Genomic DNA, 24,012 nt, shown 5'->3' with positions numbered 1-24,012 from the left:
TATTCGGTATGACGATTTCCGTCATGGCTTACCCCGCACGAGGTCGCCGACGACGGAACGGAGCGCCGCGGCCACGTCGGGCGCCGTGACCGGCCCATCGGCGGCGGCCCGGCGGCCGGCCAGCCCGTGCGCGTACGCGGCCGCGACAGCGGCCCGCTCGGGCGCCAACCCGCCGGCGAGCAGCGAGCCGAGCAGCCCGCCCAGCACATCCCCGCTGCCGGCGGTGGCCAGCGCGGACGAACCGGTCGGGTTGACCCAGACCTCACCGGCCGGTGTGGCCACGATCGTGCGGTCGCCCTTGAGCAGCACCACCGCGTTCATCCACGAGGCGAGCCGCAGCGCGCTGCCCACCCGGTCGGCGCCGGGCGCCTCACCGGCCAGCCGCTTGAACTCGCCGTCGTGCGGAGTGATCACCAAGGGCGCGTTGCGCCGCAGGTCCTTGGCGTGTTTGCCGTCGACCAGCAGGGTCAGCGCGTCGGCGTCGAGCACCACCGGGACCGAGGTCGCGAGCACGCTGCGCAGCGCCGTGCGCGCCTCTTCGTCGGTGCCGAGGCCGGAACCGCACACCCAGGCCTGCACCCGGCCGGCGTCGTTGACCTTGGGCACAGCCACGACCGACGGATGGGCCCGGACCACCTCCAGGTGACCGCTGCCGGCATAACGCACCATGCCCGACGGCCCGGCCAGCGCGCCGGTCGTCGACAGGACGGCGGCGCCCGGATAGGTCGCCGAGCCGGTCGCGACGCCCACGACGCCGCGCGTGTATTTGTCGGAGGCCGGCCCCGGCTCGGGCCACCAGCTCGCGATGTCGCCGGCGTCGGGCACGCGCAGGGCCGGATCGGCTCGCAGGACCGGCCCGAGACCGATGTCGACCAGCTCGACCTGACCACAGCGTGGCGCCGCGGCACCCACGAAGTGGGCCGGTTTGTAGGAGCCGAAGGTGACGGTGACATCAGCGGTCACGGCCTCGCCCGGAACATCACCGGTGTCGACCGCGACCCCGCTCGGCACGTCGACGGCCACGATCGGAGCCCGAGCGCCCGTACGCCCTCTCAGCCCACCGAGCGCATCGACGATCACCGTGGCCGGCGGCCGAAGACCACCGCTCGCCCCGATCCCGACAATGCCGTCGAGCACCAGATCGGCCCGGTCGGGCAGATCACGGACGGTGAAACCACCGGCTGCCCGCAGCGCGGCCAGGCCCGCCAGATGGACCCGCTCGGGCCGCAGCAGCAGCGCCCGCACCTGAGCGCCCCGGCGGGCCAGCGCGGCCCCCGCGTAGAGGGCGTCGCCGCCGTTGTCACCACTGCCGATCAGCAGCAGCACCCGCGAGCCGTAGACGCCGCCACTGTCCTGAAGCAGCAGGGCGCACCGGCGGGCCAGCCCGGCCGCCGCCCGCTGCATGAGCGTGCCCTCGGGCAGCGTGGCCATCAACGCTTTCTCGGCCGCCCGCACATCGGCGACCCGCCATGCCTGCCGCATCTCGTCCTCCAGCCGCTGGGGTGTGCCGAGAGTTCTATGCCGTGGGTACGACAATTTCGCATCGGCGCTGGTCAGGACTCGGCGACCACCATCGCCGAGGCGATTCCCCCGTCGTGCGACAGGGAGAGGTGCCACCGGTTGATCCCTCGCTCGGTGGCGGCCGCGGCGACCGTACCGGAAACCGTCAACCAGGGGCGCCCGTCGGGATCGGAGACGATCTCGCAGTCGTGCCACCGCAGCCCGGCCGGAGCGCCGAGCGCCTTGGCCACCGCCTCCTTGGCCGCGAAGCGCGCGGCGAGCGACTCGGGCGAGCGCGGGCTCCCGGAGCCGGTCAGCCGCTCGTCCTCGGTGAAGAGCCGAACCCCCAGCAGCGGCGTCCTGTCGAGGGCGCGCGCGAAGCGCTCCACCAGAACCACGTCGATGCCGACAGCCACGATCACTCGCCCACCCTAACGGTCGTCCTGGCCGGACGGCCCTAGCACCAGCCAGGGCCGTGCTTCAACTCCTGTGGACAACTCCGCTGCGTGATCGGGGCGGTTGTCCACAGGGCCGCCCACGGACGTCCCGCGACCCCTAACGTCGGCGCATCCCTTCGCACCGCCTGGAGGCCGCCGATGCACCCCGATCTCGAAGTCGACACCGATGAGCTACGCCACGACGCCGCGGCCGTGGCCGGCACGGCGTCCCGGATCATCTCCGGGACGGCCCAGGCACCATCACCCGGCACCACTCCCCGGTGGGCCACGGCCGACGCGGCCATGCTGGCCGCCGAGGCGGCCCGCCACCAGCTCGGCATGATCGGCGCCGAGATGGCCGACACGGCACGGCGGATCACGGCGGTCGCCGCCGACTACGAGCTGGCCGACGCCCGGGCCGTCACCCGCCTGAGGCTGAGCCGATGACCAGCGACGCCGGCGTCGTTCACGCCCGCCTGCGGGTCACCGAGCCCGGCCGGTGGCGGGCGCTCGCCCTCTCCTGGCGCCGCTGGGCCGACCTGGCCGGCCGCCTGGCCGCCGAGCTGGCCGCCCGGCTGGTGGCGCTGGGCCGCTCCTGGACGGGCGCGGCCGCCACCGCCGCCACCCGCCGCCTCAAGGGGCTTCAGCGCCGCCTGGTGCTCTTCCGCCTCCACTGCTGGCGCGCCGACCAGATCGTCAGCGAGTTCGCGGCGGCGCTGGAACGGGCCCGCCGCCTCCTGGCCCGGGCCTCCCCCACAGACGGTGACCCGGCCGCGCTTTCGGTCGCCGGGAGTGCTGACGCGCAGGCGGCCGGTGACCTTAGCCGGCTAACCGATGCGCTCCGGACCGCGGCCGAGCCTCCTGATGTGGCCAGGCCAGACTGCACGGCGTCGCCCGCTGAAGTGCACAAATGGTGGGCCGGCCTGTCGCCGGCTCAGCGGCAGTGGCTGCTGGTCACCGAGCCGGGCGTGCCGGCCGGGCTCGACGGGGTCCCGGCCGCCGACCGCGACGTCGCCAACCGCCTGCTGCTCGACAACCGGCGGGCCGAGATCGATCGGGCCATCGCCGACGCCCGCGGCGGCGACCGTGATCGGCTGCGGGAGGTCCGCGACGGGCTGGCCGCCCTGAGCGACCGGTTGGCTGACGGGGACGGCCCGCGGGCCTATCTGCTGCGGCTCGACCTGGCCGGGGAGGGGCGGGCGGTGGTGGCTCTCGGCGATCCGGACCGGGCCGCCAACGTGCTCACCCAGGTGCCGGGCATGACGGCCGACCTGGCGTCCTTCGGTGGCGAGCTGTCCCGGGCCGAGCGGGTCGCGACCCGGGCCGCCGAGCTGGGCCCCCGGGTCGCTTCGAGCGCCGTGCTGTGGCTCGACTACGACGCCCCCGACTTCGTCGACGAGGCCGCCCGTCCACGCCAGGCCGAGGCGGCGGCGCCGGTCCTGCGGCGGTTCCAGGAGGGGCTCCGGGCCGGCCACGAAGGGCCGCCGGCACGGCAGACGGTGCTCGGGCACAGCTACGGCTCGCTCGTGGTCGGCCGGGCGGCGGCCGGCCCCGGAATCGACGCCGACAGCGTCGTCTTCGTGGGCTCGCCGGGCGTCGGCGTCGACTCCGCGAGCGACCTGCATCCACGGTCCGGGGAGGTCTGGTCGTCCACGGCCCGCAACGACGTGATCCAGTGGGCCGCCGTCGCCCCGGACGGCCTGGCCCGCGACCTCGCCACGGCCGGGGCGGTCCCTGTCGTGGGCCCGTGGTTGGCCTTCGGCCGCCCGGAGGACGACCTGTGGTTCGGCCGCAACCCCAGTGACCCCGGCTTCGGCGCCCGCGTCTTCGACAGCGCTCCCAAGGGCCACGTCGGCTACTGGGACCCCGGCAACCCAGCCCTGGACACGATGGCCGCCATCACCATCGGCACAGCCCGATGACGCGGAGGCCGCCCCGGCGCCGCGGGGCGCTGGGGCGGCCTCGGAGCGGGCGCCTCGGGTGCTTACTCGACGGTGACGGACTTGGCCAGGTTGCGGGGCTGGTCCACGTCGTGGCCCCGGGCGGCGGCGATCTCGCAGGCCAGGATCTGCAGCGGGACCGTGGTCATCAGCGGGGCCAGCAAGGTCGGGGTGTGCGGGACGGCGATCAGGTGGTCGGCGTAGGCGCGGACGTCCTCGTCGCCCTCCTCGGCGATCACGATGGTGCGGGCGCCCCGGGCCCGTACCTCCTGGATGTTCGAGACGACCTTGTCGCGCATGACGCCCCGGCCGGCCGGGGAGGGGACCACGCAGACGACGGGAGTGCCCTGGTCGATCAGGGCGATCGGGCCGTGCTTCAGCTCGCCGGCGGCGAAGCCCTCGGCGTGCATGTAGGCCAGCTCCTTCAGCTTCAGGGCGCCCTCCAGGGCCACCGGGAAGCCGACGTGGCGGCCGATGAAGAGCACCGTCGAGGCGGTCTTCAGGTCGCGGGCCAGGGCGCGGACGTCCTCCATGGAGTTGAGCAGCTCGCGCAGCGCGTCGGGGGTGCTGCGCAGCTTCTCGACCACGGCCGCCACCTCGTCGGCGTACATGACACCGCGGATCTGGGCCAGGTGCAGGCCGATCAGATAGGTGGCCACCAGCTGGGTCAGGAAGGCCTTCGTCGACGCCACAGCGATCTCCGGGCCGCCGTGGGTGTAGAGCACCGCGTCGGACTCGCGGGGAATCGTCGAGCCGTTCGTGTTGCAGATGGCCAGCACGCGGGCCTTCTGCTCCTTCGCGTGGCGCAGCGCCATCAGCGTGTCCATGGTCTCGCCGGACTGGCTGATCGCGATCACCAGCGTGGAGCGGTCCAGGATCGGGTCGCGGTAGCGGAACTCCGAGGCCAGCTCGACCTCGCACGGGATGCGCACCCAGTGCTCGATCGCGTACTTGGCGACCATGCCGGCGTGGTAGGCCGTGCCGCAGGCGACGATGAAGACCTTGTCGATGTCGCGCAGGTCCTGGTCGGTGAGGCGCACCTCGTCGAGCACGATCTCGCCACGGTCGGAGAGGCGGCCCAGCAGCGTGTCGGCGATGGCCTGCGGCTGCTCGGCGATCTCCTTGAGCATGAAGTAGTCGTATCCGCCCTTCTCGGCGGCCGACGCGTCCCAGTCGATGTGGAACTCCTGGCCGACGGCGGGCGAGCCGTCGAAGCCGGTGATCTCGATGGCGTCGGGGGTGATCAGGACCACCTGGTCCTGGCCCAGCTCGATCGCCTCGCGCGTGTGCTCGATGAACGCCGACACATCGCTGGCCAGGAAGTTCTCGCCCTTGCCACGACCCACCACGAGCGGCGAGTTGCGGCGGGCGGCGACGACCGCGTCCGGCACCTCCACGTCGACCGCGAGCAGGGTGAACGCGCCCTCCAAGCGGCTCACCGTGCGGCGCATGCCCTCGGCCAGCAGCTGCGGGCCCTCCACCGCGCCCGACTCACGCAGCTTGCGCACCTCGGCGGCCAGCAGGTGGGCCGCGCACTCGGTGTCGGTGTCGCTCGTGAACTCGATGCCGGACGCCTCCAGCTCGGCGCGCAGCCGGGCGAAGTTCTCGATGATGCCGTTGTGGATGACGGCGACCCGGCCGTCAGCCGACAGGTGCGGGTGCGCGTTGCGGTCGGTCGGCCCGCCGTGCGTCGCCCAGCGGGTGTGCCCGATCGCCGTGCGCCCGGTGGCGATCTCGTCGGACGGCCGGTCGGCCAGAGCCTTCTCCAGGTTGGCGAGCTTGCCGGCCTTCTTCTCGGTCAGAACGGTGTCGCCGTCGATGACCGCTACGCCGGCGGAGTCATATCCGCGGTACTCCAGCCGGCGCAGGCCGTCGAGAACGATGCTGAGCGCCGGACGACCGCCGACGTACCCCACGATGCCACACATGACGGGCACTGTAGCCGACGTCCGCTCATCCGTCATGCGCGAGAAGCACCCTTTCGAGCACGCGGTATGCGCAAAACGGTCCGAACGGCGGGTGGCGCCGCCGATCGGCTGGCGTCACCGGCGTACCGTCGGTTGACGGACATCTGACCAGCGCTCGCCCCGGGAGAGACGTTGAGCAGCAATTCCCAGCCCGACCAGACGCAGCCGGACCCCGACCGGACGACGTCCGGGCCGGCCTCGGGCCCACCCTGGTCGACTCAGTCGGGTGACAGACAGCCGCCGGCCTTCAGCCCCGGGTACGCCTCACTCCCCCAGCCGCCGGACCCGGACTACCCACCCACGTCGGAGTTCCCGGCCACGACCTCCGACAACGTCCCACCCGGCTATCCGCCGCCTGGTTACGGCACTCCCTACGACCCGCACGGCGCGGGAGACGGGGCAGCAGGGGGGTACGGCGGAGGCCCCGGTTACCCGGCCGACCACGGTGGATATCCGCCGCCGACGCGGCCGCCGCGGAAGAGCAGCGTCCCCATCGTGGCGGTGATCATCGCGGTCACCTTCCTGCTCTGCGGCGGCGTCGCTACCGCCGGCGTGCTCATCGCGCGCAACGTCACACAGACCGCGAAGGAGGCGCTGCCCACGGCCAAGCCCGAGTTACCGGCCGCGCCGACCGGGGGCGTGGAGTTCGGGGCCAAGGTCACCGTGACGTACGAGGTGACCGGCGACGGCCCGGCCTCCCAGCTGCTCTACGTCGAATCGCTCAGCGAATCGCCCCAGCGGCTCGAGAGCGTGAAGCTGCCCTGGAAGTTCACCGGCGAGATCGACACCCCGACCGTGCTCAACGTCACCGCCTTCCGCCTCGGCGATCCGGACGGCACGATCAGCTGCCGGGTCCTCGTCGACGGCGAGGAGGTCGCGCGGAACACCTCCGACCCCGGTACGTTCGGCACAGTCACCTGCAACCACTTCGCGTTTGAATAGGGACGATGACGAGCGACCCCCTCGTCGAACGGATGCGCCCGTTCGGCACCACGATCTTCACCGAGATGTCCGCCCTGGCCGTCCGCACCGGCTCGATCAATCTCGGGCAGGGCTTTCCGGACACCGACGGCCCGGCCGAGATGCTCGACGCCGCCGCGCGGGCCCTCCGCGAGGGCGCCAACCAATATCCGCCGCTGCCCGGCATTCCCGCCCTGCGCCAGGCCGTCGCCGCCCACGAGCAGCGCTTCTGGGGCCTGTCGCGCGATGCCGACGCCGAGATCGTGGTCACCGCCGGCGCCACCGAGGCCGTCGCGGCCGCGATCCTCGCCCTGTGCGAACCCGGCGACGAGGTCGTCTGCTTCGAGCCCTACTACGACTCGTACGCCGCCTCGATCGCCCTGGCCGGCGCCGTCCGCCGCCCGGTCACCCTGCGCCCCGGCCCCGACGGCCGTTACGGCTTCGACGAGGAGCAGCTCCGCGCCGCCTTCGGAGCCCGCACCCGCCTGGTGCTGCTCAACTCGCCGCACAACCCCACCGGCAAGGTCTTCACCCGGGCCGAGCTCACCCTGATCGCCGATCTCTGCCAGGAGTACGGCACGTACGCCGTCACCGACGAGGTCTACGAGCACCTGGTCTTCACCGACGCCGCCGAGCCCCACGTGCCGCTGGCGAGCCTGCCCGGCATGCGCGAGCGCACACTGCGGATCTCCTCGGCCGGCAAGACCTTCTCCTGCACCGGCTGGAAGGTCGGCTGGGCCACCGGCCCGGCGTCGCTGGTGTCGGCGGTCACGCGGGTCAAGCAGTTCCTGACCTTCGTGAACGCCGGTCCCCTTCAGCCCGCCGTCGCCGTCGCGCTCGGTCTGCCCGACGACTACTTCACCGGCTTCCGGGCCGGCCTGCAGGCGCGGCGCGACCGGCTCGTCACCGGCCTCACCGACGCCGGATTCGACGTCCTGCCGTCCGAGGGCACCTACTTCGTCACGGCCGATATCACCCGATGGGGTGGTGGCACCGACGGTCTCACCTTCTGCCGCACCCTGCCCGAGCGGTGCGGTGTGGTGGCCGTACCCACCGAGGTCTTCTACGACGACAAAGCGGCGGGCCGCCACCTCGTCCGCTTCGCCTTCTGCAAGCGCGAAGAGGTCATCGAGGAGGCCGCCCGCCGCCTTTCCAAGCTCTCTAGCTAGCCGGGCTGGCCGCCCGCACCTCGTCCGCGATCCGCGACGCCACCGCGCGTGCCTGCTCCTCGGTGGCCGCCTCGACCATCACCCGGACGAGCGGCTCGGTGCCCGACGGGCGCAGCAGCACCCGGCCGGTCTCGCCCAGCTCGTCCTCGGCCAGGGCCACGGCCGCCTGCACCGTCGGGGCGGCCGCGCCGGCCTCCCGGTCGCCGACCTTCACGTTGATCAGGACCTGGGGCAGGGTGTGCACCACCGCGGCCAGGTCGGCCAGGGACTTGCCGCTCGCCGCGAGCTGGGCCATCAGGTGCAGGCCGGTCAGCACGCCGTCGCCGGTGGTGGCGAACGCCGGCATCACGATGTGCCCGCTCTGCTCGCCGCCCAGGGCCAGGCCGTCCGCGGCCAGCGCCTCCAGCACGTACCGGTCGCCGACCTTGGTCTCGAGCAGCTTGATGCCGTTCTGCTTCATGGCGATGCGCAGGCCCAGGTTGCTCATCACCGTCGCGACCAGTGTGTCGTCGGTCAGCGTGCCCGCGTCGCGCATGGCCAGGGCCAGGATCGCCATGATCTGGTCGCCGTCGACGACCTCGCCCGACGCCGTCACGGCCAGGCAGCGGTCGGCGTCGCCGTCGTGCGCGATGCCCAGGTCGGCGCCGTGCTCGACCACTGCCGCCTGCACCTTCTCCAGGTGGGTCGAGCCGCAGTCGTCGTTGATGTTGAGGCCGTCCGGCTCGGCGTGGATCGCGATGACCTCGGCGCCGGCCTCCTCGTAGGCCACCGGGGCGACCTCGCTGGCCGCGCCGTTGGCGCAGTCGACCACGACCTTGATGCCGGCCAGCGAGTGCGGGGTCGAGCCGACCAGGTGCTTGATGTAGTGCTCGGCCCCGTCGAGCAGGTCGTTGACCCGGCCGATGCCGGCGCCGGTGGGCCGGCCGATCAGCCCGTGCCCGTCCTCGATGGCCTTCTCGATGCGCTCCTCCAGCTCGTCGGGGAGCTTGGTGCCACCCGCGGCGAAGAGCTTGATCCCGTTGTCGGGCATCGGGTTGTGCGAGGCCGACAGCATCACGCCCAGGTCGGCGCCGGTCTGCGCCACCAGATAGGCCACGGCCGGGGTGGGCAGCACGCCGACCCGCACCACGTTGGCGCCGGCGCTGGTCAGGCCGGCCACGACGGCCGCCTCGAGCATCTCGCCGCTGGCCCGCGGGTCACGGCCGACGATCGCCAGCGGAGGGTGGCTGCCGTCGCTCTCGACCAGCACACGGGCGGCCGCGACCGCGACGGACAGAGCAAGTTCGGGGGTGAGGTCGCCATTCGCGAGCCCGCGTACGCCGTCGGTGCCGAAGAGTCGCCCCATGGCGGTTTCCTTTCGCCGGCGGCCCAGGGAAGGGAGGGGCCGATCCGGGGTGCGTGCGTCGATGAAGGGGAGGGAACGCAAACGGCCGGGCCGCGGCCCCGCGAGGGGCGCAACCCGGCCGTGTCAGACTCGGCGCAAAATCAGCGCTTCGAGTACTGCGGAGCCTTGCGGGCCTTCTTGAGACCGTACTTCTTGCTCTCCTTGACGCGGGCGTCACGGGTGAGGAAGCCGGCCTTCTTGAGAGCCGGACGGTCGTCGGGCTCGTTCGTGATGAGCGCCCGGGCGATGCCGAGGCGCAGCGCGCCGGCCTGGCCGGTGATGCCGCCACCGCGAAGGTTGGCGATCACGTCGAACTGCTCTTCCTTCTCAGCGGTGACGAGCGGCTCACGGATGAGCTGCTGGTGCACCTTGCTCGGGAAGTAGTTCTCCAGCTCGCGGCCGTTGCACGTGATCTTGCCGCTGCCGGGCACGAGACGCACCCGGACGATGGCCTCCTTGCGGCGGCCGACGGTCTGGATGGGACGGTCACCGGGACGCGGGGCGCGGACCGGGGCCGGCGCGGGCGTCTCGACCACGACGACCGTCTCAGCGGGCTCCTCGACGGTCTCGACGACCTCGGGCTCGATGATGTCGGACATGCTGCTGCCTTCTCCCGCGCTCACTGCGCGATCTGGGTGATTTCGAACGGCTGGGGCTGCTGAGCGGCATGCGGGTGCTCGGCGCCCGGGTAGACCTTCAGCTTCTTGATGATCTGCCGCGCGAGCTTGTTGTGCGGGAGCATGCCCTTGACGGCCAGCTCGATCGCCTTCTCGGGGCGCTTGGTGAGCAGCTCCTCGTAGCCGACCTGCTTGAGGCCGCCCGGGTAGCCCGAGTGGCGGTAGGCGACCTTGGTCTGCCGCTTGTTGCCGGTCAGGGCCACCTTGCCGGCGTTGATGATCACCACGTAGTCGCCGGTGTCGACGTGCGGCGCGAAGGTCGGCTTGTGCTTGCCGCGCAGAAGGTTCGCGGTGTGGGTGGCCAGGCGGCCCAGGACGACGTCAGAAGCGTCGATAATGTGCCACTGACGCTCGATCTCACCCGGCTTCGGGCTGTACGTACGCACAGAATTACCTTGTCTTGTCGTCGGTCTGGGGTCGCGCGCTGGTCGCGGCGAACGCGAACATCAAGCCTACCCCGGGGGGCACGCTCGCAGCTGTCGCACAACAGCAGGCAACAATACCCGGCCGCGCGGCGCGTGGTCAAAACGTGCAGGGTCACTGCGATCGGCGGTCGCGCCGTCGCCCGCGTAAAGACCTAGGCCGACGTGACCTCCAAACATAAGCGAGGCAATCATACCCGGCCTTTTGAACACGCCCGACACCGGGATCCAAGGTCACCGAGGTCACAACCCGGCGACGGTTAGCAGGCTCGAAACAAACGGGACGCGAGGGCGAAATTCCCGGAAGGCACGCTTCCGGCATGGCCATCGGTGCGGGGACCTCGACGGAGCGGGCCGGTCATCGCCGGCACGCCGCGGGCCGACGCACTATGGAAGAGCCACCGTCAGGGTTGAGGACGGACCTGACGGTGTCCGCCGAGCCGGTTCCCCGGTTCGGCGAGGAGGAGTCGCGGCGCGCGCCGGCCGGAGGTACGGCGGAGAACGCAAGCGTGACATGGGAGCGGGTCGACGCTGAGGACGGCGGGCTCCGAGCGTGCCCTTCGGTGGACCGGCCGGCCGCGTCGCGACTTCTTCGGAAAACATGACCAGCCAGGTGGCCAGCCGGGCCGAGTTGTCCGGATACACGGTGGGAGTAACGTCCGACCGCCGCCGCGACGAGCTCGCGAGCCTGCTGGAAGGCCGTGGCGCCCGCGTCGTGCTGGCGCCCGCGCTGCGCATCGTCCCGATCGCCGACGACGCCGAGCTCAGAGCGGCGACCAGGGCCTGCCTGGAGACCCCACCCGACGTCGTGCTGGTCACCACCGGCATCGGCATGCGCGGCTGGCTCGAGGCGGCCGAGGGCTGGGGCCTGTCCGAACCGCTGCGCACGGTGCTCTCCCGCGCCTATCTGATCGCCCGTGGCCCCAAGGCCCGGGCCGCGGTGCGAGCCGCCGGCCTGCACGACCAGTGGTCCCCCGAGGGCGAAAGTTACGAGGAGGTCGTCGACCACCTCCGGGCCCGTGGCCTGTCCGGCCGGACCGTCGCGATGCAGCTGCACGGCGAGAGCCACCCCGAATACACCGAGGCGCTGCGCGAGAACGGCGCCCACGTGATCGAGGTCCCGGTCTACCGCTGGGCGCCGCCGTCCGATCCGGCCCCGCTGCACCGCCTGGTCGACCTGATCACCGGCCGCCTGGTCGACGCGGTCACGTTCACCGCCGCTCCCGCCGTCACCGCCCTTCTGCGCGCGGCCGGTCCCGCCGCCGACGCCGTGCTCGAGGCACTGCGCGCGGACGTTCTGGTCGCCTGCGCCGGCCCGGTCACCGCCGCTCCCCTGCGCCGCCACGACATTCCGGTCGTGGCGCCACCCCGCGCCCGGCTGAGCTCGCTCGTCCGCACGATCGCCGACGAACTCCCCAAGCGGGCCGTCTCACTGGAAGTAGCGGGCCACTCCATAACCTTGCGTGGCCACGCAGCGATCGTGGACGGAGAGCTACGCCCCTTGGCGCCGGCTCCGATGGCCGTCCTGCGCGCGCTGGCCTCCGCCCCGGGCCGCGTGCTCTCGCGCGCCGCGCTGCTCCACTCTCTCCCCCGGGGCGCCGACGAGCATGCCGTCGAGATGGCCGTCGCCCGCCTGCGAGCAGGCCTTTCCATCCCAGGCGTCGTCCAGACGGTGGTCAAGCGGGGATATCGACTACCGGCTTGACGCATCTTCCCTCCCGAGCGTCGTCCGGGCGGTGGTCGCGCTTTTTTGAAGGCGATGTCGTGGCTGGGTGGGGTGTACGGACCGCTGCTCACGCCGAGGGCCGCGGCGGGGCGAGCAGGGCGCTGGCGCGCCCAGAACGCTCACCCCACCACGGCGACGTGCGTGAGTGGTCACGCTTTCAACCACAGAGCGTGACAACCAGGTCGTCACGGAAAGAAACGCTGAACGGCTGGCGGGTCAACAGGCGATAGAGCAGCGCACCGATCAGGGCTTGCGCCAGCGTCCCCGGCACGGCACCTCGGCGCAGTTGCCCCGCTTCGGCCGCGGCCACCAGCCGAGCGGTCAGCTCGGCCTCGGCCCCGGCCGTGATCGCTTCGTAGAACCGGACCGCCACCTCATCGCTCTCCGCCGCGGCAGCCGTAGCGGCCCGGATGAAGGCGGCGGAGTCACCGCGATCGAACTGGCCGGCGAAGGCGTGCAGCCAGGAACGCAGATCGGTGCGCACGTCCCCGCTGTCGGGAATCGAGGGTCCATCGAGGACATCGCCCTCGATCAGGCAGTCCGCGATGAGGGAGCTCTTCGAGGGGTACCAGCGATAGACGGTCTGCTTGCCCGAACCGGCCGCCGCCGCGATGCGATCGATCGAGAGTTTGTCGTAGCCGTGCGCCGTCAGTTCGGCCCGCGTGGCATCAAGAATCGCGCGCCGCGTCGTCTCGCTGCGCACCCGCCCCCGCCGAGAAACCGGCGCCGCGGAAGCAGCCCCCGCAGAGCCGGAGGACGCAGCAGAAGCGGCCGCGACCGGCGCTACGGAGCTGGGCGCCACAGAGGCGGACGCCGCAGCAGTCCGCTCCTCAGAACTGGGCGCGGTAGAGGCGGACGCCGCAGCAGTCCGCTCTTCAGAACTGGGCGCGGTAGAGCCGGACGCCCCGGAACCGGACGTCGCAGAGGCTGAGAGCGCAGGGATGCCAGAACCAGACCCCAGAGCGGTGGACGCCGCAACGACCGGCGACCCGGGGCGGGGTTCGGCAGAGGTGGACACCGCGGTGGCCGGGGGCTCGGGGCGGGGCTCGGTGGAGGGCGGGGCTGCGGAAATGGGCACTTCGGCCATGGTCACGACCGTAGCAACGGGCGTAGGCTGCCGCTTATTCGAGACAAGAAGTCTCGTTTTGAGGAGTGGTCATGTCTGTGGTCGTGGTTGTCGGTGTGGGTGGGATGGGCGAGGCGATCGCCCGGCGTCAAGGCGCGGGGCGGCGGTTGCTGATCGCCGACTTCGACGAGGTGGCGCTCGATCGGGTCGCCGGGGCCCTGCGCGGTGAGGGCTACGACGTCACGGCCCAGCGGGTCGATGTCGGCGAGCGGGCTTCGGTGGCGGCGCTGGCGAGTGCGGCCGCTGAGCTGGGGCCGGTGACGCAGGTGGTACACACCGCCGGCCTCTCGCCCGTGCAGGCTCCGGTCGGTGCCATTCTGCGGGTTGATCTGGCCGGGGTCGCCTACGCGCTGGAGGAGTTCGGGCGGGTCATCGCCCCGGGCGGGGCCGGCGTGGTGATCGCGAGCATGGCCGGCACGATGGCTGCCGGTCGTCTGCCCGCCGACCTGGAGCGCGCTCTGGCCACCACCCCGGCCGATGATCTGCTCGGGCTGCCGTTTCTTCAGGCCGGCGCTCTGCCCGACGCGGGTGCCGCCTATGGAATCGCCAAGCGGGCCAACCAGCTACGTGTGCGAACGGCCAGCCGCGTCTGGGGCGCCCGGGGCGCCCGCGTGAACAGCGTCAGCCCGGGCGTGATCGCCACTCCGATGGGCCGTCAGGAGCTGTCGGGCGCGAGCGGGGCCATGATGCGCTCGATGATCGAAGCCTCCGGCACCGGCCGCGCGGGCACGGCGGCCGACATCGCCGCGGCCGCGGCTTTTCTGCTGGGCGGCGACTCCACCTTCGTCACCGGCACCGACCTGCTGGTGGACGGCGGAGTCGTCGCGGGTTTGGCAGCGCAACCACTCACGCACGCCGCCGTGGTGGGGTGAGCGTTCTGGGCGCGCCAGCGCCCAGCTCACCCCGCCGCGGCCCTCGGCGTGAGCAGCGGTCCGTACGCCCCACCCAGCTACGACATCGATCTGGTCTTCCGCTTTATCCGACGGGAGCCGGATAGCCGCCCGACTGCTCAGCCACCAGCGTCGCCATCGCGTGTTCGACGACGCCGACCAGCACCTGCTTGACCGACTCGCGATGACGGGCGTCGCACATGATCAGCGGGACGTGCGGCGGGATGGCCAGCGCCTCGCGGACCTCGTCGGGCTCGTAACGGGGAGCGCCGTCGAAGCAGTTCAGCGCGACCAGGTACGGCAGGTGACGGTTCTCGAAATAGTCGAGCGGCGCGAACGCGTCGGCGATGCGCCGGGTGTCGACCAGCACGGCCGCACCGACGGCGCCGCGGATCAGCTCGTCCCACATGAACCAGAAACGGGTCTGACCTGGGGTGCCGAAGAGGTAGAGGATCAGGTCGTCGGCCATGGTGATGCGGCCGAAGTCCATGGCGACCGTCGTGGTCCCCTTGCCGGGCACCTTGGACGCGTCGTCGATCCCCTGGCCGGCCGAGGTCATCACGGCCTCGGTCGTCAGCGGCTCGATCTCGGAGACCGCACCGACCAGCGTCGTCTTGCCGACGCCGAAACCTCCGGCGACGACGATCTTCGCGGAGGTGATCTCCTTGGGTTGCGCCCCCGCCCGCTCAGAGCTTGCGAAGTCCACCTAACACCCTTTCCAGCAGGTCCATCCGCTCCGTGAACCCAGTCTTGGGAGCGGCGCTGTGCAACGACAGCAGCCCGTCGGCCACCATGTCCGCGACGAGCACCCGCGCGACACCCAGCGGCAACCGGGAGAGCGCGGACAGCTCGGCGAGGGACTGCGCTTTCGCCTCGCACAGAACAGCGATGCGATATTTGTCATGCCCGGCGAACCGGGCCTCTTGCAGGCCGGCCTGGCTGGCTACCAGGACCGCTTCGATCGGGATGTCCCGGCGTGGTTCCGTCCGCCCGCGGGTGACCGCGTACGGGCGCACAAGGTTGCCTCTCGGGTCCTGTGGCTGTCCCATCCGCTCCTCACCCCGTTCCGGCGGTCCGGCTTCTAATGACTGACTGCTTCACGCGCGACCGGTGAGAGGGCCGCGCCGACCCGCTCGACCAGCAACGCCATCTCGTAGCCGACCTGGCCGACGTCGCAGCTGCGAGCGGCCAGGACGGCCATCGCGGAGCCGTCGCTGATCGACATGAGGAAGAGGTATCCGCTCTCCATCTCGATGATCGTCTGCTGGACGGTGCCCGCGTTGAACATGCGGGAGGCGCCGTCGGTCAGGCTGACCACACCGGAGGTGATGGCGGCCAGCTGGTCGGCCCGGTCGGCCGGCAGGTCGCGTGAGGCCGCCAGCAGCAACCCGTCGGCGGACACGGCCACGACGTGGGCGATGCCGGCGACGCTGTTGGCGAAGTTGTTGAGCAGCCAGCCCATGTCCTGCATGGTGGGGGGCCTGGTCACTGTTCGGTCTCCTTAGCCTGGGAGGCGGCGGACTCGGCGGTGCCGTCCGTCCGCCCGCGTTGCACTCCCCGGTGGTACGCGGACAGCAACCCGCGGACCTCGTCGGGGCTGCGGCGGTTCTGCGCCTTGGGTCCCGGCTGCACGCCGCCGGGCACGAGCTGTGCCTGCGGGACGCGCTTGGGGAGGCCGGATTTCGTGGTCCCGGCGTCGACCGGCTCAGCCGCCGCCATGGCCCGCTTCCATCCATCGTCCGCCGCTGTCTTCCACCGGTCCTCCTCAGCGGGACGCTGTCTCGGAACCGACGGTCCATTGTGCCCGGTGGCCGTCGGCGCCGATTTCTCGGGAGCGGGTACGGGCTTCGGCTCGGCCTTTTTCACGGGCGCCGCCGGTGTCACGGGCGCCGCCGGTTTCACGGCCGCCGGGGCCGGAACGATCGGAACCTCGTTGGGCGGGGGCGCGTAGCCCGCCGTCGGCATGCCGAACTGCTCCTGGCTCGCCCCGTCGTGGTTGCGGAACCAGCTCTGCTGCATCTGCACGAAGATCGGGGCCTCGCTGCGGTCCTCGACCGGCGGGGCCAGCGGCTGCGCCGGCACCGGGGGCATCGCCGCGAGCGCCGCACCCCAGCCGCCGGTCGGCGCCGGCGGCGAGACGGGCGGGGCGGAGACGGGCGGGGCTGATACCGGCGGGGCGGAGACCGGCGGGGCCGAGACGGGTGGCGTCACCGTCGGCGTCTGCATCGTCGGGGTGAAGCCGTTCATCGTCGGCGCGTTCTGCGTCTGCGTGATCGTCTTCGACACCCGGGTCGGCAGCGGTGGGCGGTTCGGCGTGGGCCGCACCTCGGCCGGGTCACTCGCGGGGCGCTGCGACGGGAAGACCGGCAGCTGCGGGTGGGCCGGAAGCTCCTGCACCGGCTCGGGGGCCGGCGGCTCGATGGTCGGCAGCGTGGCCGTGGCGGCCCGGGAGGCCCGGGCGTCCCAGCCGCCGGACGGTGCCGCGCCCAGCTCCGGCCGCGGGCCGCCGCCGAACGTGTCGTAGCGGCGCGGCGTGACGACGATGCTGCTCGGCAGCGTGATCTGGGCGACCGTGCCGCCCTCGAGGTTGGCCCGCAGCTCGACCTTGATGCCGTAGCGCGAGGCGAGCCGGGACACCACGGCCAGACCCATCAGGCGGAACGCCGCGACGTCCACACTGGGCGGTTCGGCGAGCCGGCGGTTGAGCTGGTCCATCTGCTCCTCGGACATGCCGAGCCCGCGGTCCTCGACCTGGATCACCACGTAGTCACGGATCCGGCGTCCGTCGGCGACCACGACGGTGGTCGGCGGCGAGAAGCGGGTGGCGTTGTCGAGGAGCTCGGCGACGAGGCGGACCACGTCGTTGACCGCGAGCGCGGCGATCGAGACATCGGTGTCGACGGTGCCGAACTCGATGCGGTTGTAGAGCTCGACCTCGGACTGCGCGGCGCGCAGCGCGTCGACCACCAGCGCGTCCTCGCGCCGGGGCGGGCTCGAGTCGGCGCCGGCCAGCACGAGCAGGTTCTCGTCGTTGCGGCGCATCCGGGTGGCCAGGTGGTCGAGCTCGAAGAGCTGGGCCAGCCTCTTCGGGTCCTCCTCGTTGCGCTCGATCATGTCGAGCTCGCCGATCATCCGGTCGACCAGCGACTGGGAACGGCGGGCCAGGTTGAGGAACATGGTCGAGACGCTGGTGCGCAGGGCCGCTTGCTCGGCCGCGATGCGGACCGCCTCGCGGTGCACCACGTTGAACGCCTGGGCGACCTGGCCGATCTCGTCGCGGTTGGGCAGCTTGATCGGGTCGCGCACCTGGCGCACGATGTCGTCGGCGCCGCCGTCGCCGAGGTTCTTGGCGTCGCGCAGCTTGGCCACGGCGTCGGGCAGGTCGCGGTTGGCCACCGCGAGCGCGCCCTCACGCAGCCGGCGCAGCGACATGTTGAGCGAGCGGGCCAGGATCACGGCGAGCGCGATGGCGATGATCAGCACGAGCACGACCAGCGCCGACTCGATGGCGGCCTGCCGGACCACGGAGTCGCGGTCGTCGCCGGTCGCCGTCACGATCTTCGACTCGAGCTGCTGCTCGGCCCAGCGCATCAGGTCGACCACGGCGCCGAACGCCTCGGTGATGTCGTCCGCCGGCACCGACTCACCACGGCCGAGCTGGGTGGCGACGCCGTCGACCAGGTTGACCGCGTCGCCGCTGACCACCTTGTCGGCCAGGGCGCGCTGCTCGGGGCTGGCCACCAGCGAGAAGGTGGTCAGCGCCTCCTGCTGGCTGGTCTGGGTCGCGATGAAGGTGACCCGCTGCTCCTCGCTGAGGTCGTTGGCGACCCGCGCGGCGTACGAGACCGCCTCCTGCTCGGCCGTGCCGGCCTTGGCCCGGGAGAACGCGGAGAGCGCGCGCAGGCTGTCGGCGATGTCGCCGTCGCCGGCCAGCTGGCTGACCGACTCGCCGTACGCCACCAGGTCGGTGATGACCACGCCGTAACGGGAGACCGCCTCGGCCACGGCGATGCCCTCGCGCTTGCTGACCGCCGTGCGGGTGGCGTCCATCGTGTTGAGGTGATCGTCGATGCGGGCCAGGCGGTCGCGCACGGCGCCGGACGAGTCGTCGACGCCGGCCCGGTGCGAGCGGTAGACGGCGATCTGCGCGTCGCTGTTGCGGACCGCGGCGTCGTAGGCGTCGGGCTTGGCGCCGGCCGGTGCGGCCAGATAGGACGCGGCGGCCATGCGCTCGGTGTGCAGCAGCTGCGTCAGCGCCGAGATGTCGGTGTCGAGCTTGGTCAGCTCCTCCACCTGCCCGGCGGCGGACGCGCGCTGTCCGATGTCGACGAGTCGCGTGGTGGCGAGAACGATTACTGCGGCCAGGGGCACGAGCAGGATCAGCGCCAGCTTCGAACGGATGCGCGCATCCCGAAGCCGGGGAAAGACACCACGGCGTGCCACCTGGGTCGAAGATCCGGTGCTCACGACTTCTCCTCCGTGGTCATCCCCGTGTCTCCGTGCCCGCCTGAGCGCTGCGGCCCGGGAATTTCATCAGAACGGACATTGGTTTGGGAAGTCCGGAAACTCCCCGAAACGAACTCCGCGCCCGACTGTTGGATGCATTGCCAGTTCCACAATCGACATTCACACCTCTTTGACGTGCACGAATATGCCGACCACGACATTCCGTGATGACCCGGTCACGATCAAACTGCAAGATTCCAACCAATATGTGAGACAAGCGTCTCGCTCCATCGATGGACCTCTGCTTGACCAGGGGCCCTCACGTTGGCAAGGTTTGGCGCGTTCGAACGGACATCTTGTCCGTATCGCCTTTCTAGGAGGCACCGCAGTGCGGCTCCCCCGCATCACCGCGGCATCCGCCGTGGCATCGATGCTCCTCGTCGCCGGTGCGGCCGGCTGCTCCTCGGACGACGGCAAGCCGGAAGCGTCCGAAGTGATCACGATCGCCGCCGACCTCGACAATTCGTCGGCCGTCGACATCGCGTACGCGCGCGCCCTTCAGCTGCGGATCGAGCAGGTGAACGCCTCGGGCCAGCTCGGCGACCGGCAGCTCAAGCTGACCACGCAGGACAACCGGAACGACCCGACGTCCTCGATGCGCAACATCGGCGCGTTCGCCGACGACCCCTCGGTCGCCGCGATCGTCTCCGGCGCCTGTGACCAGTGCGTGGTCGGCGCGGCCAAGACGATCAACGACAAGAAGGTGCCGACGATCTCGCTGGGCGCCTCCGAGGAAGTCGTCAACCCGGTTTCCAGCCGGCGGTACATCTTCAAGATCGGCCCGAACTCGGCCGACAACGCGTCGGCCATGGTCTCCGAGCTGCGCAAGGCCAAGACCAAGAACATCGCGATCCTCTACTCCGACGACCTCTACGGGCGCGGGGCGCAGCGGGCGCTGTTCGCCAAGCTGCCCGGCACCGGCATCACCCGTCAGGCCGCCCGCGCGGTCAAGCCGACCGCCACCGACATCACCCAGGCGATCGGCACGCTGGCCGACGGCAACCCGAGCGCGATCGTCGTGCTGGCCGCGCCCGACCTGGCCCAGCTGGCCGCGGTCAACCTCAAGCAGGTCGGATTCAAGGGCCGGGTCTACTTCGACGCCGCGGCCGCCGGCGACCTGTTCATCCCGGCCGCCGCCTCCTCCGCGACGAACAACGTCCGGATGGTCTTCACCCAGATCCTGGCCATCGACGACGTCATCGCGACCACACCGGCGAAATCGTCGCGCAAGCAGTGGTTCCGCGACTACACCTCGCGCTACGGCAGCTACTCCGGCGTCGCCGCCTTCGCGGCCGACGCGGTCGACCTGGTCGCCGACGCGGTGGCCCGGGTCGGCGCCGACCGCGAGGGCATCCGCGACATCCTGGAGACCTCGCAGGTCGACGGCCTGTCCGGCCCGCTCCGGCTCACGCCGGACAACCACTCCGGCCTGATGCCGCAGGCGCTCACCGTGCTGGTGGCCCGGGCCGGCCGCTGGCGGCTCGCCTCATGATCCGCGTCGAGAACGTGTCGCGGACCTTCACCGGCCGCTCGGGCACGGTCGAGGCGCTGCGCGACGTGAGCCTCACGGTGGCCGACGGCGAGTTCGTGGCCGTGGTCGGCCGCTCCGGCTGCGGCAAGTCGACGCTGTTGCGGCTGATCGCCGGTCTGCTCCCGCCGACCGGCGGGACCATCCAGGTGTCCGGCGAGCGGGTGGTCAAGCCGCGCCGCGACGTGGCGATGATGTTCCAGCGCCCGGCCCTGCTGCCGTGGCGGTCGGTGCTCGACAACGTGCTGCTGCCGGTGCAGATCTTCGGCTGGCGCAAGGCGGAGTACGTGACCCGCGCCCACGACCTGCTGGAGCTGACCGGCCTCACCGGCTTCGAGAAGAGGCTGCCGCACGAGCTCTCGGGCGGCATGCAGCAGCGCGTGGCGCTGTGCCGCGCGCTGATCGGGCGCCCCCGCGTGATGCTGATGGACGAGCCGTTCTCGGCCCTCGACCCGCTGATCCGCGAGGAGCTGTCGGTCGAGCTCCAGCGCATCCACATGGAGCAGGCGCCGACCACGGTCTTCGTCACCCACTCGATCGACGAGGCGGTGCTGCTGGCCGACCGGGTGGTGGTGCTGAGCCCGCGCCCGGGCCGGGTCCGCGAGATCATCGACGTGCGCATCCCGCGCCCGCGCACGCTCGGCCGCACGGCCAACCTCGACGAGGTGGCCCGGTGCAGCGCCCAGCTCCACGATCTCCTGATGGCTTGATCTCTTCATGGCGCAGCGTGATCACGCTGCGTACAAGAGATTGCTAAGCGGGATTTTGGACTGCCTTAAGAATCGGACGTCCCAGTGGCGTTCACGGGAGAGGATTCCGTAACGTGCCGGGCATGACTTTCCGCACCTGGGCGAAGTTGTTGGGTGCCTCGTTCGGCGTTGCCGCGCTGGCCGGGGCCTCTCAGCTGGGCCTGGCCTACGGGTTGGGCGTCCTGCGCTTCACCCGCGTCGTCGAGGTCACCGCGCGTGACGAGTGGATCGCCCAGCTGGCCTGGGTGGCGTGGTTCGCGATGACCGCGGCCGCTCTCGGCGCCGTCGTCGGCCGCAGCCAGCTACCGAAACGCGCTCCCGCCGGCGCCCGGTTCGTCCCGGCCGTGGTGGCCGGCTTCGGCGCGGCCGCCATCCTGCCGCTCACCATGCAGCCGGCCCGGGCCGCCGTGGTCACCGGCGTCGACCCGGTCTTCGTGGTCGGCGCGTGCGCCGCTCTGGGCGCGGCGGTGGGCATCTTCGCGGCGTACGCGGCCCTGCGCAGCGCCGTCGCCCGCTGGAGCATCCTGACCCTGACGATCGCCACGTGGGTGATCGCGCTCGCCTCGGTGGCGCCGTCGCTGAGGCCAGGTCAAGACCCGGCTTCCGTACGTCTCGGCGTGCTCGACCTGAGCATCCTGCCGGACAAGGTGGTCGACCAGGCCGCGCTCTTCACGATGCCGGCCCTCGCCCTGATCTGCGGCGTGGTGATCGGTCTGGCCGCCCGCCGCGGCCGGCACTCGCTGGTGGCCATCGCGCTCTCCGGACTGCCCGGCCCGGCCCTGCTCACGGTGGCCTATCTGATCGCCGGCCCCGGCGCGGGCGCCGACCGCTACCAGGAGGTCCCCTACTGGGCGGCGATGACCGCCGCCGGCGCCGGCGTCTTCGGCTCCGTGCTGGCCGCGGTCTTCCGGCGCGGCCCGGCCGGCGCGACCGCGGAGGACCCGCCCACTCCGGACCGCCCACCGCTGCCCCAGCGCGACGCCCAGCCCCACTCGGCGATCGCCCAGGCCGCCGGCGGCCCGTCGGCCGGCGCGCCCACGGGCCCGCCCCCCGGCGCTCCCACCGGCCCGCTCCCCGGCGCCGGCGCCGCTCAGGCCATCACCGGCCGCGCCAACGTCGCCGCGGCCCGGGCCTCCGTGGCCGCCCGCGCGTCGGCCGCCGCCCAGCGCCCCGAGCACGAGCTGCGCCCGTCCGACACCGGCGTGCTGCCGACGCCGTCGTTCGACGGCTTCACCCCGCCCCAGCCCCGCCAGGGCAAAGAGGGCGAGCTGTCCGACTGGGTGAGCGGGCTGGGCCGGTAAAGCATAGGCAAACGTCAATGGAATGATGCGGCCGGGAGGTACCGCGATCCCCTCCCGCCGCCGCACGATGTGGTCCATGACGACCGACCGGTACCCTCGCCTCCGCCGGTTCCTCACCGGCCTCGCCCTGGTCTTCGCCCTCTCCGGCACCGCACTGGTCGCCCCGGCCGTGGTGGCCCCCACCAGCACGGACGCGGCCCAGGTGGCCGTCTATTCGAGCTGCACGATCTCCCGGTGCTCGGCCGCCCGCACGGCCCGCACGGGCTGGTCCACCCTGGGCTGGCCGACGAGCAGCGGCTGGTACGCGTGGCCGTACGGTCAGTACAACTACACCGGCGGCACGTTCCAGAACCGCGAGAAGCAGCTCCCCCTGAACGCCACCTACAGCGAGTACGACGTCTACTCCCGCACCCGGGGCGCGGCTCGTGACGCCTACCGCATCGTGGTCAACCGCTCCACCCGGGAGACGTGGTTCACCCCGGACCACTACGTGACGTTCTACAAGCTCTAGGTGTTCCGTCCACGGACGTTGGTAACGCGGTGGATGTCCTGAGATAGGTGAGGACCTCCGGGTGAAGTGGAGCTTGCGACAGTTCCACACCACACCCGAGAGGTCCTCTATGCCCCACGCTAACGCCCCGTTGACCGAACTCGGCCGATTGCGGCTGGCACGGTGCGTCGTCGATGACGGCTGCCGTTACGCTGGGCCGACCGCTACCGAGCGCAGGGGCCCGCGGGAATGAGCGACCGGTCCAGCCGGCCGCATCACAGCCCGAACCGCACGCCACGACCGGTCGAACGGAAAGTTCTGCATCTGCGCCGCAGCAAACGCCTCGGGCCAGCGCGAATCGGCTGGCGGCTGGGCCTGCCCGCCTCGACCTGCCATGCGATCCTGCGCCGCGCCGGGCAGCCCTGCCTGGCCTACCTCGACCGGGGCACCGCCGAACCGATCCGCCGCTACGAACACGACCAGCCGGGTGACCTGATCCACCTCGAGGTCAAGAAACTCGGCAACATCCCCGACGGCGGCGGCTGGCGCACCCAAGGCCGCGCCCAAGGCAAACTCAACCGCGCCGCCACACCCGGGGCACACCACCGACGCATTCGGCGGCTCCCGGCTGGGCTACGCCTTCCTGCACACCGCCATCGACGATCACTCCCGGCTTGCCTACACCGAATTCCTGGACGACGAGACGAAACAGACCGCGACCGGCTTCTGGCGGCGAGCGCATGCCTGGTTCACCGGGCACGGGATCACCATCACCCGGGTGCTGTCGGACAACGGTTCCTGCTACAAATCCAGGCTCTGGCACGACACCTGCGCCGAACTCGGCGTCACCGCCAAGAAACCCGCCCTTACCGACCGCAAACCAACGGCAAAGTGGAACGCTTCCACCGCACCCTGGCCGACGAATGGGCCTACGCCAAGCCCTACACCAGCGAAAAAGCCCGACGTAAAGCCCTACCCGCCTTCCTGCACACCTACAATCATCGGCACCACTCCGCCATCGGCGGCCCACCCGCCGACCGCGTTCCTAACCTCTCTGGGCAGAACATCTAGGCAGCTGCGGTGAGGGCCCCGAACTTGGCCTGGAGACGCTGAAGAGCGGACCGGATCTTCTGTGGACGAAGGTCCGCTTCGCGAAATGCGTCCATCACGTGGCCCTCGGCGAGCGCGATGAAGGTCACCGGGAGGCTGGTACAGGCCGCTCAGGCGGACGCCAAAACGA

Annotated in this window: 22 protein-coding genes and 1 pseudogene; 11 read left to right on the top strand and 12 right to left on the bottom strand. The window is 71.6% G+C overall.

Annotated features, from left to right (window positions below):
- Positions 1-21: 21 nt before the first annotated feature.
- Positions 22-1,482 (bottom strand): NAD(P)H-hydrate dehydratase, encoded by a 1,461-nt coding sequence (locus ACQP2X_RS03950; protein WP_498694380.1) that lies wholly within the window; start codon positions 1,480-1,482, stop codon positions 22-24.
- 71 nt (positions 1,483-1,553) lie between these two features.
- A complete protein-coding gene (locus tag ACQP2X_RS03945) occupies positions 1,554-1,922 on the bottom strand; it encodes a holo-ACP synthase (RefSeq protein ID WP_498657023.1) in 369 nt (122 codons plus the stop codon).
- A 174-nt stretch (positions 1,923-2,096) separates the two neighbouring features.
- Here ACQP2X_RS03945 and ACQP2X_RS03940 point away from each other — a divergent pair, with 174 nt between their 5' ends.
- Together ACQP2X_RS03940 and ACQP2X_RS03935 are read left to right on the top strand one after the other, a co-directional pair.
- Positions 2,097-2,384 (top strand): hypothetical protein, encoded by a 288-nt coding sequence (locus tag ACQP2X_RS03940; protein ID WP_498694379.1) that lies wholly within the window; start codon positions 2,097-2,099, stop codon positions 2,382-2,384.
- Positions 2,381-3,859 (top strand): alpha/beta hydrolase, encoded by a 1,479-nt coding sequence (locus tag ACQP2X_RS03935; protein ID WP_498694378.1) that lies wholly within the window; start codon positions 2,381-2,383, stop codon positions 3,857-3,859. Before ACQP2X_RS03940 ends, ACQP2X_RS03935 begins: the two co-directional genes overlap by 4 nt.
- A 62-nt stretch (positions 3,860-3,921) precedes the next feature.
- Here ACQP2X_RS03935 and glmS read toward each other — a convergent pair whose 3' ends face one another.
- A complete protein-coding gene (gene glmS, locus ACQP2X_RS03930) occupies positions 3,922-5,805 on the bottom strand; it encodes a glutamine--fructose-6-phosphate transaminase (isomerizing) (protein ID WP_498694375.1) in 1,884 nt (627 codons plus the stop codon).
- A 171-nt stretch (positions 5,806-5,976) separates the two neighbouring features.
- On the opposite strand from glmS, the gene ACQP2X_RS03925 reads away from it, so the two are divergent.
- Complete coding sequence (locus ACQP2X_RS03925; protein ID WP_498694373.1) at positions 5,977-6,786, top strand: MmpS family transport accessory protein; 810 nt, start codon at positions 5,977-5,979, stop codon at positions 6,784-6,786.
- Positions 6,787-6,791: 5 nt separating this feature from the next.
- Positions 6,792-7,973, top strand: a complete 1,182-nt coding sequence (locus ACQP2X_RS03920; protein ID WP_498694371.1) for a pyridoxal phosphate-dependent aminotransferase — start codon at positions 6,792-6,794, stop codon at positions 7,971-7,973.
- Here the strand turns inward: ACQP2X_RS03920 and glmM are convergent.
- The 3 genes from glmM to rplM all read right to left on the bottom strand — a co-directional run bounded on the left by glmM (position 7,966) and on the right by rplM (position 10,420).
- Positions 7,966-9,318: a phosphoglucosamine mutase gene (gene glmM, locus ACQP2X_RS03915; RefSeq protein ID WP_498694370.1), complete on the bottom strand. Its 1,353-nt coding sequence runs from the start codon at positions 9,316-9,318 to the stop codon at positions 7,966-7,968. The genes ACQP2X_RS03920 and glmM overlap by 8 nt on opposite strands.
- Positions 9,319-9,458: 140 nt before the next feature.
- Entirely contained in the window at positions 9,459-9,956 is a 498-nt protein-coding gene (rpsI, locus tag ACQP2X_RS03910) for a 30S ribosomal protein S9 (RefSeq protein WP_498694369.1), read from the bottom strand.
- A 20-nt stretch (positions 9,957-9,976) separates the two neighbouring features.
- Complete coding sequence (gene rplM, locus ACQP2X_RS03905) at positions 9,977-10,420, bottom strand: 50S ribosomal protein L13 (RefSeq protein ID WP_203761945.1); 444 nt, start codon at positions 10,418-10,420, stop codon at positions 9,977-9,979.
- A 637-nt stretch (positions 10,421-11,057) separates the two neighbouring features.
- Between rplM and ACQP2X_RS03900 the strand changes: the two genes are divergently transcribed.
- Positions 11,058-12,161 (top strand): uroporphyrinogen-III synthase, encoded by a 1,104-nt coding sequence (locus ACQP2X_RS03900; RefSeq protein ID WP_498694367.1) that lies wholly within the window; start codon positions 11,058-11,060, stop codon positions 12,159-12,161.
- Between the two features lie 178 nt (positions 12,162-12,339).
- On the opposite strand, the gene ACQP2X_RS03895 is transcribed toward ACQP2X_RS03900, so the two are convergent.
- Positions 12,340-12,885 carry a TetR/AcrR family transcriptional regulator gene (locus tag ACQP2X_RS03895; protein WP_498694366.1) on the bottom strand — a complete coding sequence of 182 codons (546 nt, stop codon included), beginning with the start codon at positions 12,883-12,885 and terminating at the stop codon, positions 12,340-12,342.
- A gap of 455 nt (positions 12,886-13,340) precedes the next feature.
- Between ACQP2X_RS03895 and ACQP2X_RS03890 the strand changes: the two genes are divergently transcribed.
- Positions 13,341-14,180: an SDR family oxidoreductase gene (locus ACQP2X_RS03890; protein ID WP_498694365.1), complete on the top strand. Its 840-nt coding sequence runs from the start codon at positions 13,341-13,343 to the stop codon at positions 14,178-14,180.
- A gap of 103 nt (positions 14,181-14,283) precedes the next feature.
- On the opposite strand, the gene ACQP2X_RS03885 is transcribed toward ACQP2X_RS03890, so the two are convergent.
- The 4 genes from ACQP2X_RS03885 to ACQP2X_RS03870 are packed head-to-tail and all read right to left on the bottom strand — an operon-like array spanning position 14,284 to position 18,665.
- Positions 14,284-14,904, bottom strand: coding sequence for a GTP-binding protein (locus tag ACQP2X_RS03885; RefSeq protein ID WP_097322738.1), 621 nt, complete (start codon positions 14,902-14,904; stop codon positions 14,284-14,286).
- Positions 14,885-15,247 carry a DUF742 domain-containing protein gene (locus ACQP2X_RS03880; protein ID WP_097322739.1) on the bottom strand — a complete coding sequence of 121 codons (363 nt, stop codon included), beginning with the start codon at positions 15,245-15,247 and terminating at the stop codon, positions 14,885-14,887. Before ACQP2X_RS03880 ends, ACQP2X_RS03885 begins: the two co-directional genes overlap by 20 nt.
- Positions 15,248-15,279: 32 nt before the next feature.
- Positions 15,280-15,687 carry a roadblock/LC7 domain-containing protein gene (locus tag ACQP2X_RS03875; RefSeq protein ID WP_097322740.1) on the bottom strand — a complete coding sequence of 136 codons (408 nt, stop codon included), beginning with the start codon at positions 15,685-15,687 and terminating at the stop codon, positions 15,280-15,282.
- On the bottom strand, positions 15,684-18,665 hold the full coding sequence (locus ACQP2X_RS03870) for a sensor histidine kinase (RefSeq protein ID WP_498694362.1): 2,982 nt from the start codon (positions 18,663-18,665) through the stop codon (positions 15,684-15,686). Before ACQP2X_RS03870 ends, ACQP2X_RS03875 begins: the two co-directional genes overlap by 4 nt.
- A 409-nt stretch (positions 18,666-19,074) precedes the next feature.
- Here ACQP2X_RS03870 and ACQP2X_RS03865 point away from each other — a divergent pair, with 409 nt between their 5' ends.
- The 5 genes and pseudogenes from ACQP2X_RS03865 to ACQP2X_RS03845 all read left to right on the top strand — a co-directional run bounded on the left by ACQP2X_RS03865 (position 19,075) and on the right by ACQP2X_RS03845 (position 23,843).
- Complete coding sequence (locus ACQP2X_RS03865) at positions 19,075-20,196, top strand: ABC transporter substrate-binding protein (protein WP_498700793.1); 1,122 nt, start codon at positions 19,075-19,077, stop codon at positions 20,194-20,196.
- Positions 20,193-20,942, top strand: coding sequence for an ABC transporter ATP-binding protein (locus tag ACQP2X_RS03860; protein WP_498694361.1), 750 nt, complete (start codon positions 20,193-20,195; stop codon positions 20,940-20,942). The genes ACQP2X_RS03865 and ACQP2X_RS03860 overlap by 4 nt, the downstream gene beginning before the upstream one ends.
- 122 nt (positions 20,943-21,064) lie before the next feature.
- Positions 21,065-22,282: a hypothetical protein gene (locus ACQP2X_RS03855; RefSeq protein WP_498694359.1), complete on the top strand. Its 1,218-nt coding sequence runs from the start codon at positions 21,065-21,067 to the stop codon at positions 22,280-22,282.
- 76 nt (positions 22,283-22,358) lie between these two features.
- The gene (locus ACQP2X_RS03850; protein WP_498694358.1) at positions 22,359-22,793 is read left to right on the top strand and encodes a ribonuclease domain-containing protein; all 435 of its coding nucleotides are present in this window, start codon (positions 22,359-22,361) and stop codon (positions 22,791-22,793) included.
- Positions 22,794-22,902: 109 nt separating this feature from the next.
- Positions 22,903-23,843, top strand: a pseudogene (locus tag ACQP2X_RS03845) (IS481 family transposase).
- On the opposite strand, the gene ACQP2X_RS03840 reads toward ACQP2X_RS03845, so the two are convergent.
- The gene (locus tag ACQP2X_RS03840) at positions 23,840-23,971 is read right to left on the bottom strand and encodes a hypothetical protein (protein WP_498694357.1); all 132 of its coding nucleotides are present in this window, start codon (positions 23,969-23,971) and stop codon (positions 23,840-23,842) included. The pseudogene ACQP2X_RS03845 and the gene ACQP2X_RS03840 overlap by 4 nt on opposite strands.
- Between the last annotated feature and the right edge of the window lie 41 nt (positions 23,972-24,012).

The organism is Actinoplanes sp. CA-131856 (assembly GCF_050956135.1).
Taxonomy (GTDB): Bacteria; Actinomycetota; Actinomycetes; order Mycobacteriales; family Micromonosporaceae; genus Actinoplanes.
This window is presented reverse-complemented; position numbering and strand designations above follow the sequence as displayed.